Source organism: Actinophytocola oryzae, assembly GCF_004364325.1.
Taxonomy (GTDB): domain Bacteria; phylum Actinomycetota; class Actinomycetes; order Mycobacteriales; family Pseudonocardiaceae; genus Actinophytocola; species Actinophytocola oryzae.
On sequence record NZ_SOCP01000002.1, the window covers coordinates 162170 to 174140 of the forward strand.

Consider the following 11971-nt stretch of genomic DNA (forward strand, 5'->3'; position numbering starts at 1 on the left):
GATCACGGAGCACGGCCGTTCGGGGGTGCTGGTCGGTGGAGGACGGCGAGGGGACCGGTGTCGGTCTGGTGGCGGAGCGCGCCCCGCTCGGCCACCGGGTGCGCGCGTGGCGCCGCAGGGCACTGCTGTCCCAGGAACAGCTCGCCGACCGTGCCGGACTCGGCGTGCGCACGGTCCGCGACCTCGAGGCCGGCCGGGTGCGGCGGCCGCACCGGCGGTCGCTGGAACTGCTCGCCGCAGCACTGGGTCTCGACGCGGAGGAGACCGGCGCACTGATGACGGCGTCGGCGCGCCTGTGGTTCGGCGCGGACGCCCCGAAGATCCCCGCCCCGGCCGAGGCCGTCACCGGCGAGACGGTCGCGGCGGACGCCATCCCCTTCCCGGCGGTGGAGCTGCGTGGACGGCGCGCCGCGGTGCGGGCGCTGGTGGACCGGGTGCGCCGCGGCGTGCGCGAGCACGATGTGCCGGTCGTGGTCACCGGTCGGGCCGGCATCGGCAAGAGCGCGCTCGTGGCACATGTCGGGCGCATGATGGCCGACGAGTTCCGGGACGGACTGCTCCACGCCCGGGTCGACGACCCGGGCTCGGTGGACGCCGTCGTGGTGCGCTTCCTCCGCGAGCTCGGCATGCGACCAGCCGAGATCGCCCACGACCCCGGCGAGCGTGCCCGGCAGTACCGGCAGGCGCTGACCGGGCGCGCGGTGCTCGTCGTGGTCGACACGGAGGAGTCGGACCTCGGGCCGCTCACGACCTCCCCGCGCGGGTGCGCGGTGGTGCTCACCGCGCGAACCGAACCGGCGGCCGGGCACGTCGTGCGGCTCACCGCGCTCGACCACGACGACGCCCTGCGGGTCCTCGCCGACGGCGGTGTGCCGGTCGCCGACGATCTCGCCGCGGCGCGCGGGGTGGTCGACCTGTGCGCCGCCGCGCCACTGGCGCTGCGCATCGTCGCCGCGGCGGGGAACCTGCCGGTGCGCCGCCTCGCCGACCGGTTGCGCGACGCCGCACGCGGCTGCGCGGACGAACCGGCCGTGGTGGTCGCCAGGCAGGCGCTCCCCGCCGACGAGGCCGAGGCGGTGTCCCTGCTGGCGCGGCTACCCTGGCGCGAGCTCACCGCGTGGACGGTCGCCGCCGCGTTGGACGTCGCCGAGTCCCGGGCCGCCGCCCTGCTGGAGCGGCTGGTCGCCGCGCGGCTGCTCGAGGTGGTCTCGGGCCGCCACCGGATGCCGGACCCGGTCCGCGACACCCTGCTCGCGCTCACGCCGGACAGCACCCAGGACACGGCCGCGGCGCTGCGGCGCGTGCTCGGCGCCACGCTCGCCCTGACCGAGCTGGCGGACCTGCGGGCACAGCGCGTCCTCGTGCGGGCTGCGCCGGTGCGTGCGCACCGCCACCCCGTGTCCGCCGAGCTTCGCGCGGTCGTCCGCGACCCCGACGGCTGGCTGGGCGCCAACGCGGGCGCACTGGCGGACGCGGTGCGCCAGAGCGCCGCGCACGGGTTCGTCGAGCTGTGCGCCGCGCTCGCCGTCGTCCTGCAGCACTGCGACGGGGAACCGCCCGGCTGTCGGACCGAGGAGCTGGCCGAACTGGCCCGGGACGTCGCCAGGGCGGCCGGTGACGTCCCCGCCGAGGCGGCGCTGCTCCTCGCGGCGGGGATGCGCGCCACCCGCCTCGGCCGTCTCGAAGCGGCGGCGGCCGACCTCTCCGCGTGCCGCACGCTCTACGAGCGGTGTGGGCACCTGCTCGACCACGCCGTCGCGACCGTGGCGGCGGCGGACGCGGCGGCCCACACGGGCGAGTTCGCGACGGCAGGCGCCCTGCTCGATGCGGCGGAGCCGGTGCTGGCGGCCGACCGCTGCCTGCCAGCGCTGGCCGCGGTCGCGCTGGTCAGAGCCCGGCTCCTGGTGATGCGTGGCACCGGCACGGAGGCGGCGCGAGGGCACGCGCTCGCCGCCGAGGCGGGTTTCGAGGCGGTGGGGAACACCAGGGGACTGGCGGAGGCACGCATGGAGCTCGGCGTGCTCGCCGCCCGGGGCGAGCACCACGAGGCCGCCGCCTGGTACCTCGACAGTGCGCTGGCCGCCTTCACCGCGATGGGCGCCCACCGGGCGGCGACCGTGGCCCGGTTCCTGCGCGCGGACCTGCTGCGGATCACCGGCGAGTCCGACCGGGCGGTCGACGACCTGGCCGCGTGCCTGCCCGCGTTCACCGCCCACGGGTCATCAGTCGGTCAGGGCCTGGTGCACCTGTCACTGGCGCGGGTGCACCGCACGCTCGGCAACCTCGCCGACGCCCAGTGGCACACGGCGGTGGCGGGCTCACTGCGTGCCTGCGCGGATCTCCCGGTCGGCCGGTGCCTGCGCGGTGGCGAGCAGCGTCGCGACTCCGGCGGCGCGCGCTGAGCCGGCTTCGCAGAACGCGCCGTAGGCCTGGCTCCACGCCTCGATCGCGGCCGCCGGGTCGCCGTCCGCGGCCAGGACGTGCCCCAGGATCACGCGGGTGCGGGCCGTGCGCACGACCGCGCCTGCCGCCTGCCACAGCCGGACGGCCTCGGTGACGGCCGCCCTGGCCGAAGGGAGGTCACCCGCGAACCGGTGCAGGTAGGCGGACGCGCCCGCGACCGTGGCCAGATCCGCCTCGCGGTCACCGGACCGCCGGGTCACCCGCCTGGACTCGGCCAGGTGCTCGGCCGCGGCGGCGGAGTCCCCGGCCGCCGCGGCGGCGACCGTGAGACCGGCGAGCGCGCCGACGCGGGTCGTGTCGTCGGCACCGGCGCCGCGCAGCGCGTCGCGGTAGTACCGCCGGGCACGGGTGATGTCGGCTCGTTCGGCCAGCAGGTCGCCGAGCCACAGTGCGGCCGACGCGGCGCCGACCTCGTCGCCGGTCGCGCCCGACCCGGCCACCGCCGCCGACAGCAGCCGCCGGGCGGTGTCCTCGTGTCCGGCGTCGTGGTGCACCCGGCCGAGCGCCGCCGTGGCGCGCCAGCCGGCCCGTTCGTCGGCGATCGCGCCGCAGCACGCGACGGCGCCCGCGGCCTGCGCCTGTGCCTCGGCAAGCCTTCCCCGCATCCGCAGCGCATCGGCGAGCAGGTGGCGTGCCGCGGCCTCGCCGAGGACGTCCCGCGCGGCCACGAACAAGGCGATCGCCCGGCCGAGTGCCGCACCGGCCGCCTCCAGGGCGTTGCGGTGCAGCAGCGCGCGGCCCACGGCCACGAGCGCGTGCCCGTCGACCCCGTCGGCGGGCAGCGCGGCCTCGACGCCCGCCGCCGAGGCGAGGACCGTGGCTGCCCGCACCAGGCCCTGGTCCATGGCCTGCGCGGCTGCCGTCCGCAGTGCCGCTCGATCACGTTCCCGGAACGCACGGGGATCGGTCGCGCTGTCGTCGCTCAGCTCCGGCTCGGTGCCCCGCGGTCTGGCGAGCAGCACGCGTTCGGCGAGCCTGCCCAGCTGCTCGACGGCTCGCCGGACCGCCGCGTCCCGATCGTGGTCGTCGTGCTCGGCGCGTTCGCGCGCCCACGCCCTGACCAACGCGGTCATGCCGAAGCGGGTCCCGCCCGCCGGGTCCGCGCCGTTGCTCTCGACGAGGTCGACCAGCCGTGCCCGGACCAGCGGGTTCAGTGCGAGCGCGGCCTCGGCCGGCGTCGTGTCCAGCAGCGCGGCCGCGGTCGCTGCCGAGAACTCCTCCCAGTCCAGCAGACCCAGCAGCCGCAGCATCCGCCCGCTCGGCGCGGGCAACGGCCGACACACGCCGTCCAGCACCGCCCGCACCGAGCGCTCGCCGTCGTCGAGCATGTCGAGCAGTGGCTGGGCGAGGAGGTCCTCCGGCGTCTCGCCCATGCCGAGCCGCCGGCCCGCGATCGACAGCGCCAGTGGCGACCGCTCGCACCGCCGCGTCAGCGCCTCGGCGTGGTCGGTCGCAGGCGGCACGCCCGCCTCGGCGGTCAGCAACGCGACCGCCGCACTCGCCTCGATGCCGGTGAGGTCGACCCGAGCCGTCGCGTGCAACACGGTCAGGGGGTCGCGGCTGGTGACGAGCGCGGCGCAACCCCGGGTCGCGGGCAGCAGCGGACGGACCTGGGTCTCGTCGCTCGCCCCGTCGAGCACGAGCAGGGTGCGCGTGTCCGCGAGCCGGGAACGCAGCGAACCCGCCAGCACCTCGACGTCGGCGTCCGGGTGCTCGGCCACGTCGAGCGCACCGAGCACAGTGGACAGAGCAGTCCGGACGGGGACCGGTGTGCCGTCCTCGCCGCGCAGTGCGACGAACAGCGCACCGTCGGGGAACCGGTCCGCCATCCGCCTGGCCGCGTGCACCGCGAGCACGGTCTTGCCCGCACCGACGGGCCCGGACACCACGCACAGCACCGGTGTCGCGCGCTGTCGCAACCCGGCGGCGATCCGGTTCAGGACGGCCGCCCGGCCCACGAGCGGGACCACACGCGGCAGTCCGGTCACGGTGCCACGCCGGCCAGCCGCGCCGCGACGAGCTGCGCCCTCGGCACCGCGCCGACGCGTGCGAACAGGCCGTGGGCCTCGGACCAGCACTCGATCGCGGCAGCCCGGTCGCCGCTGCCCGCCAGCGCGTCACCCAGCGCGGCGAGTGCGGCGGCCAGCTCGATCGGGACGTCGGCGCGGCGCGCCAGGTCCGCCGCCGAGCGCAGGCAGCGCAACGCCTCGTCGGTCTCCCCGAGCGCGTGACACACCTCGCCCCGCAGCCGCAGGCCCATCCTCCGGATGCTCGCGTGCCCGCAGTTCTCCGCGATGCCCAACGCGTCGTCGACGAGCTGGCGGGCGTCCTCGGGATGACCGCGGTGCAGGGCGATCTCGGCGAGCCCGCACAGTGCGCCGCCCTCGTTCTCGGTCAGGTGATGCTCCCGCGCGAGCTCGAGTGAGCGCTGGAACTGGCTCTCCGCGCCCGCGAGGTCGCCGTCGGCCAGGCGGGCCTCGCCGATCCGGCGCACCACCTTGGCCTCGGCCGCGATCGCGTTCACGGCGCGGTAGCCGGCGGCGGCCTTCTCCCACGCCTGGGTCGCGGCGGTGAAGTGACCCTGGTCGACGTGCAGGTTGCCGAGCTCGTGGTCGGCGCGGGCCACGCCGAGCACGTCACCGAGCCCGGCGAACAGGGTGTGGGCCCTCGACCGCAGCTCCCACGCACGGGTGATGTCACCGTGCCTGCGCGACGCCGTCGCGGCGTCCAAAGTGGACAGTGCCTGCTGGGCGTGGTCGCCGACCGCGCCGGAAAGCCGGGCGGCCTCGGTGAAGGACGCGATGGCCTCGGCCAGCCTGCCGTCCGCCTCGCTGACGTAACCGAGGCCCGCCTGCGCGTAGGCCTCGCCGCGGTGGTTGGCGGCCTTGTGCGCGGCGTCGTGGGCCGCCTGGAGGGTCCGCCGCCAGTGCCCGCGCCTGCCGGTCGAGAAGAAGAAGTCCTGCAGCGTGTCGGCGAGGGCACACGTGATCTCGTCCCAACCGCGCTCTCCCGCGTGCACGACCGCGGCGGTCAGCAGCTCGTACTCGGCCTCCAGGTAGTCGAAGCCGTCGGGGATCTCGGTGGGCACGCCCGCCGCGGCGCGTTTCAGCTCCGCGATCGGCGCGGGCGTGTAGACGTGCTGCTCGGCCCCCGGGATGAACGTGGCCATCGCGCGGTCCACGCGGGCGAGCCACTGGCCGTAGACCGCCCGTACCGCGTGGTCGAGGTCGGCGTCGGCCTCGTCCCGCGCCCGCTGTCGGGCGTAGATGCGCACCAGGTCGTGCATGCGGTAGCGGAGCCCGTCCGACGGGTCGGCCGCCACCACGCCCGCGACCTCCACCAGGCGCAGGTCGACGAGGGTGCGCACCACCTCGGCGGTCTCGTCGGCACCGGATCCGGTCAGGGCGGCGACGGCCCACTCGGCGACCGGGTACGCGGGCAGCAGACCCCACCGCCGGAACGCGCGCCGCCCGGGTTCGCCGATCTGGCGGTAGCTCGCCTCGAAGCTGGCCCGCACGGCGAGGTCGCCCGCGACGAGCTCGTCGAGGCGGCCCTGCTCGTCGCGCAGGAGCGCGGCGAGCTCGGCGAGCGGCCAGCGTGGCCGGGCGGCGAGGCGCGCACCGGCGATCCGCAGCGCGAGGGGCAGCAGACCGCACTGCCGCACCACCGTCTCGGCAAGGGCCGGGTCGTTGCGAACCCGGTCGTCACCGACGATGCGGGCCAGCAGTGTCACACCGTCCTCGGTGGACAGTGCGCCGAGCGGCACCGGGTGCGCGTAGGGCAGCCGCACCGGCCGCCTGCTCGTGACCAGCACCGCGCAGTCACCGGTCAACGGGAGCAACGGCAGCACCTGCTGTGCGTCGCGCGCGTTGTCCAACACCAGCAGCACCCGCGCGCCGACGAGGCGGGCACGGAAGAGGTCCGCCCGCGCCACGGCGCCATCGGGCATCTCGGCCCACGGCACACCCAGCGCGGCGAGCACCCTGGTCAGCAGGTCCGCCGGGTCCGCCGGGTCCTCGTCGGTGCCGTGCAGGTCGAGGTGGAGCTGACCACCGGGGAACCGGCTCCTGAGCAGGTGCGCCACGTGCACCGCGACCGTCGTCTTGCCTGCGCCGCCGACCCCCGTCAGCACGCACACCGGAGCAGGCTCGGTGGACCTGCCCGAGCTCACCACCGCCGCCAGGCCCGCCACCACGTCGGCGCGGCCGGTGAAGTCGACCACGTCCGGGGGCAGCGAACAGTGCGCCCCTCCCCGGTGGCGGCCCGCGGTCCTGCCCGGCGCGAACAGCTCCGCGTCGGCGGTCTCCAGGATCGGGTTGCCCTCGGCGGCCCACCGCTCCAGCTGCGCCAACCGGGGATCGGCCGAGTGGCCAGCCAGGCCGGGTGGCCGCTCGACGCCCGAGCGGTGTGTCGCCAGCACCAGCGCCGCGCGCATGGCGGTCGTGGTCGGGGGAACCTCGGCCAGCAGCGCCGCGAGGGCCTCGTGCCTGCCTGCCCGCAGCTCGACCGCCGCGTACAGCTCCCACGCGTTCGCGCACAGGGTTCTCAGCTGCTCACGCGCGTCGTCGAACCCCTCGGGCACGTTCGCCAGCGGCTCCTCCCGGCAGCGGGTCGGTACCTCGGCGAGCGCCGTGGCGGCCTCCGGCAGCCGGTTGGCCAGGAAATGCTCCTGTGCGTCGCGCAACGCCGTTCTGATCAGCTCGACGTCGACGGCGTCGGCGGGCACGGTCAGCGCGAACCCGTCCGGTGTCGACGCGATCAGCCCGGGCACGAGCCGCTCCAGTTCGTCGACACACGCCGCCACGTCGTGGCCGTCGGTGAGCAGCCGGCCGAGTTGCCCGGCGGTGAGCGCACGTCCGTGCGCGAGTGCCAGCGCGGCGATCACGGCGCGATGGCCGGACTCACCCAGTTCGACGCGCCGGCCGTCGGTCGACAGCTCCACCGGTCCGAGTAGGCGGACAGACCTCCCAGCGGGCTCGCCAGCGACCACGGGTGCACCTTCCCAGGTTCCCCTCCGCCTGTCCACGTGCCAGGGCGCTCATCGAACCCTGGCCTGGGTCGCAGGCCGGTGGGGCGAACATCGCCGAAGGCGACTCGGCCGAACGTGGTCGCCGTTGCCGTGCGTCAGCCGTTTCCCTGGGATTGGCGCGTCGACTGGTCGACATAGGTGAGGACGGCCCTCACCCGGCGGTCGCTGCCCGCGCCGTCGACGTCGAGCTTCGCGAAGATTCGGCCGACGTGCTTGCGCACCGTCGCCTCGCTGATGAACAGGTGCTCGGCGATCGCCCTGTTGACGAGGCCCCGGGACATCAGCGCGAGGACCTGGTTCTCGCGGTCGGTGAGCCCGGCGAGGCGACCACCGGGCTTCGGCGCCGTGCGGGCGGGGCCCGGTGTGGTCGACATCCGCGTGACCCAGGAGCGTTGCATGCGGCCGACCTTCACCGCCACCGCGACGATCGCGGCGAGCAGGACGGCGCCCGGTGCCGCCGCGAGCCAGGCCTCACCTGGTGTGTCGATCACCCGGACGCCGAGGTCGATCCGGTCGCCGGGGACCAGCGTCGGGGCCAGCAGCAGGATCGCCGGGATCGGGAGGACCAACAGCAGTGCCACGAGGTCGAGCAGGACGAGCACGGCGCCGAGCACCGTCGCGGGGCGCGGCGCCGGGATCACGGTGGCGTGCGGTCTCATGACGCCACGGTAGTGGTAGCGCACGCGCTACCCCGGTAGGGCGTCGAGTCGCGCACGCGCCCATACCGTCTCCCGCGCCGGCCGGTTTGGATGGCGGCGTGATGGTGCGGACAACCGCGCAGGCGGCCGTGACGGCGCTCGGCGCGACGAAGACCTACGGCTCGGGCGAGACCGCGGTGCGGGCGCTCGACTCGATCTCCCTGGAGGTGCCGCCTGCCTCGTGGACGGCCGTGATGGGACCGTCCGGCTCGGGCAAGTCGTCCCTGCTGCACTGTCTCGCGGGCCTGGAGCGGGTGGACCGGGGTCGCGTGCTGCTGGCGGGCCGGGACATCACGTCCTGCTCCGACCGGGAGCTGACCCGGCTGCGCCGGGGCGAGATCGGTTTCGCGTTCCAGAACTTCAACCTGGTCACCTCGCTCACCGCGGCACAGAACGTCGCTCTGCCGTTGCGGCTCGCCGGCCTGCGCCCCACCCGCCAGGACATCCACGCCGCTCTCGACGAGGTCGGCCTCGCCGACCGCGCACGCCACCGCCCCGGTCAGCTCTCCGGGGGCCAGCAGCAGCGGGTGGCACTGGCCCGCGCGATCGTGGCCCGGCCGACGGTGCTCTTCGCCGACGAGCCGACCGGGGCCCTGGACACGGCCTCGGCGCGGTCGGTGTTCGCCCTGCTGCGTGCGATGGTCGAGCGCGGCCAGACGGTCGTGATGGTGACCCACGACCCGGTCGCCGCGGCGAACGCCGACAGCGCGTTGTTCCTGCGTGACGGCCGACTGGTCGACCGCCTCGACCGGGCCGCCGCCGCCGCGGTCGCGGCCCGGCTCGCCGACCTGGAGCGTTGATGCTCACCCTCACATTCGCCGGCCTCCGCGACCGGTGGCCGCTGTTGCTCGGTGCTGTCCTCAGCGTCGCGGCCGGCGTGGCGCTCGTCGCGTCCGCGCTGACCGTGGCCCGGTCGGCCACGCCGCCGGACGTGGGTGGCCTCGGTGAGCGGGCCGCCGCCGCGGTGCGCGAGTCGTTCGACGGCGTCGCGACCGCGATGATCATCAGCGCCATCCTCGCCGGCCTGCTGACGGTCTTCGTCGTCGCGACCACGTTCGCCTTCACCGTGGCCGAGCGGCGCCGCGACATCGCGCTCCTCCGGCTGCTCGGCGCGGGACGGGGGCAGGTGCGGCTCGTGTTGCTCGGCGAGGCGACCGCGCTCGGTCTGGTGGGCGCCTCGCTCGGCGTCGTGTCGACGCGCCCGGCGGTCGCCGCCCAGCTGTGGTTGCTCCACCGCGCCGACTTCGTCCCCGACGGCTTCGTGGTGACCCACCCGACCTGGCCACGCTGGACCGCGGCAGGCGTCGGCGTCGCGGTCGCGTTGCTCGGTGTGCTCGCCGCGTCGCGCAGGGCCTCGGCGGTGCCCCCGCTGGCGGCGGTCCGCGGTGAGCAGGGCAGGACCCGGGTGATGACCGCGGGGCGCTGGATCGTCGGACTCGTGCTGCTTCTGGGTGCCGCGGCGCAGGTCGTGGCCGCCACCGCGGTGGGCCTCGTCGCCGCGCTCGCACTGGCCATGGGCGTCGCCGTCACGGGGGCGGTCGCGCTGAGCCGGCTCACCCCGGTCGTCCTCCCGTTCGCCGTCCGCGCCCTCGGCCTGCCGGTCCGGGCGACCGTCCTCGGCGGTCTCGCCCAGGCCAACGGGCGCGACGGCATCCAGCGCTCCGCCTCGACGGCCGCCCCGGTCATCGTCCTGGTCGCACTGGTCATCAGCGTCACCAGCGCGCTGGGCGCCACCACGGCGGCCGTCGTCATCGAGGAACGCGCCAACACCCGTGCCGACTTCGTGGTCGAGACGACCGGTGCCGACGTCACCGCGATCAGGGCGCTGCCCGGTGTCGCGGTGGCCGCCGCGGAGTCGACGCCCGAGATGAGCGTCGAGCTGCCGACCCACGACGACCGGTTCATCGACGGCATCGCGGTCGTCGACCCGGCGGACTACGCGGCGGTTCACCCGGCCGCCCCGGTGGCCGGCGGCCTCGGTGACCTGACCGGCAACACCATCGCCGTCATGGCGCGCCCCACGGACGGCGCGACCTACCGACTCGGCGACCGCGCGGTGGTGACCGTAGGCACGACGACCGTCGAGGTGTCGATCGGCGCGATCCTCCCCGAACGACTCGCCACCGACCGGCACGTCATCGTGCCGGAGGACCTGGTGTCCGCCGACGTGCTCGCCGCGGCACCCACGACGGTCCTCGTGCGCGTCCGGCACGACGCGGACACCCGGGCAGTCGAGGAGGCGGCCGGAACCTACGGCGAGGTGACCGGGACCGAGGCCCGGATCGCCGAGGACGCGGCGGAGCTGCGGCGCACCAACGACGCCACCCTCGTCGTGCTGCTCACGCTCGCCGGCCTGTACACGGTCATGGCCGTCGTGAACGCCGTCGTCATCGCCGGCACCGGGCGCCGCCGCGAACATGCCGTCGCTCGTCTGTCCGGCCTGACCCGCACACAGGTCGTCGCGACCACCGCCGTCGAAGCCGTGATCACGACGGTCACCGGCCTGGTGCTCGGGCTGGTCGTCGTCGCTGGCGCGGTTCTGGGCATCGCGCTCGCGGCGCGGCGAAGCGTCGGCACGACCGTCGTGGAGATGCCCTGGACACTGCTGGTCGTGACGGCACTCGGCACGATCGCGCTGTCCACGGCGGTCGCGGCGGCGGTGTCCTGTGTCCTCACCCGGACCGGACCCATCACCCTCGCCGCCGCCCGCGAGTGAGGCGACCGGGTTGGCCACGACGTCGTCCCGACTGGTCAATTATCCCATGGCGTGTCTGGTCGACCCGAGGTAATGGCCGCGAGTTCGTCAGCGCCGGTTCTCTATCGTCCGTCGCATGATCGGTGACGAGAAGTACGTGACCTCCGGTGGACTGCGGCTGTGGACCGAGCGGTTCGGTGACCGCGACGACCCCGGTGTCCTGCTGGTCATGGGCACGTCGGCGCAGGCCATCGGGTGGCCGGACGAGCTGGTCGCGCGTCTGGTCCACAGTGGACGCCAGGTCGTCCGCTTCGACCACCGCGACACCGGGCTCTCGGACTGTGTCGACTTCACCGCCAATCCGTACACGCTGGCGGACATGACCGCCGACACGCTGGCCGTGCTCGACGGACACGGCATCGACCGGGCACACGTGGTGGGCGTCTCCCTGGGCGGCGCGATCGGCCAGTGGCTGGCGGTGCACCACAGGGCACGGGTCCAGACCCTGACCGCCATCATGACCTCCCCCATGGGCAACAACGCGGGACCGGCCTGGGCACGGGCCATCGCCGGGCGGCCCGCCGCGCCGGACGAGCTTCCGCCGCCGGCGCCGCGGTTCCTCCGCCACGTGGTGGAATCCGCCCACGCGCCCCGTGCGACCCCCGAGCAACGCATCGACGCGGACCTGCGGACCTGGCGTGTGCTCAACGGCGAGGCCCTGCCGTTCGACGAGCCCGCCGCACGACGGTTCGTCGAACGCTCCCACCAGCGTGCGCACGACCCCGCCGCGGCGGGCAACCACGACCTCGCGGGCCGCCAGTTCACCGAGGAACGACTCGCGCCACTGTCCTCGATCACCGCACCCACCCTGGTGATCCACGGCAGCGAGGACCCCATCTTCGCCACCGCGCACGCCGAAGCGCTGGCCGCGCAGGTGCCTGGCGCGCGGCTGCACGTCATCGACGGCATGGGCCACAACCTGTTCTCACCAGGACTACCCGAACGGATCGCCGACCTCGTCGCCGACCACACGGCCACCCGGTAGCTCGGTCCACACGGGCCCCGCTTGGTCATGCCGCTCGGAGC

Annotated in this window: 7 protein-coding genes; 4 read left to right on the forward strand and 3 right to left on the reverse strand. The window is 75.3% G+C overall.

Features of this window, described 5'->3' with window-relative positions; genetic code table 11:
- Positions 1–35 precede the first annotated feature (35 nt).
- Positions 36–2402: a helix-turn-helix domain-containing protein gene (locus tag CLV71_RS04730; protein WP_166663930.1), complete on the forward strand. Its 2367-nt coding sequence runs from the start codon at positions 36–38 to the stop codon at positions 2400–2402.
- On the opposite strand, the gene CLV71_RS04735 is transcribed toward CLV71_RS04730, so the two are convergent.
- The 3 genes from CLV71_RS04735 to CLV71_RS48375 form a co-directional block, all read right to left on the reverse strand.
- Positions 2319–4451 carry an NB-ARC domain-containing protein gene (locus CLV71_RS04735; protein WP_166663931.1) on the reverse strand — a complete coding sequence of 711 codons (2133 nt, stop codon included), beginning with the start codon at positions 4449–4451 and terminating at the stop codon, positions 2319–2321. The two genes, CLV71_RS04730 and CLV71_RS04735, sit on opposite strands and share 84 nt — an antisense overlap.
- Positions 4448–7405, reverse strand: a complete 2958-nt coding sequence (locus tag CLV71_RS04740; RefSeq protein ID WP_133901370.1) for an AfsR/SARP family transcriptional regulator — start codon at positions 7403–7405, stop codon at positions 4448–4450. Before CLV71_RS04740 ends, CLV71_RS04735 begins: the two co-directional genes overlap by 4 nt.
- Before the next feature lie 182 nt (positions 7406–7587).
- The gene (locus CLV71_RS48375) at positions 7588–8151 is read right to left on the reverse strand and encodes a helix-turn-helix domain-containing protein (protein ID WP_208297387.1); all 564 of its coding nucleotides are present in this window, start codon (positions 8149–8151) and stop codon (positions 7588–7590) included.
- Between the two features lie 101 nt (positions 8152–8252).
- Between CLV71_RS48375 and CLV71_RS04750 the strand changes: the two genes are divergently transcribed.
- The 3 genes from CLV71_RS04750 (at position 8253) to CLV71_RS04760 (ending at position 11930) form a co-directional block, all read left to right on the forward strand.
- Positions 8253–8990 (forward strand): ABC transporter ATP-binding protein, encoded by a 738-nt coding sequence (locus CLV71_RS04750; RefSeq protein ID WP_133901862.1) that lies wholly within the window; start codon positions 8253–8255, stop codon positions 8988–8990.
- On the forward strand, positions 8990–10906 hold the full coding sequence (locus CLV71_RS04755) for an FtsX-like permease family protein (RefSeq protein ID WP_133901371.1): 1917 nt from the start codon (positions 8990–8992) through the stop codon (positions 10904–10906). The genes CLV71_RS04750 and CLV71_RS04755 overlap by 1 nt, the downstream gene beginning before the upstream one ends.
- A 115-nt stretch (positions 10907–11021) precedes the next feature.
- A complete protein-coding gene (locus tag CLV71_RS04760; RefSeq protein ID WP_133901372.1) occupies positions 11022–11930 on the forward strand; it encodes an alpha/beta fold hydrolase in 909 nt (302 codons plus the stop codon).
- Positions 11931–11971 lie beyond the last annotated feature (41 nt).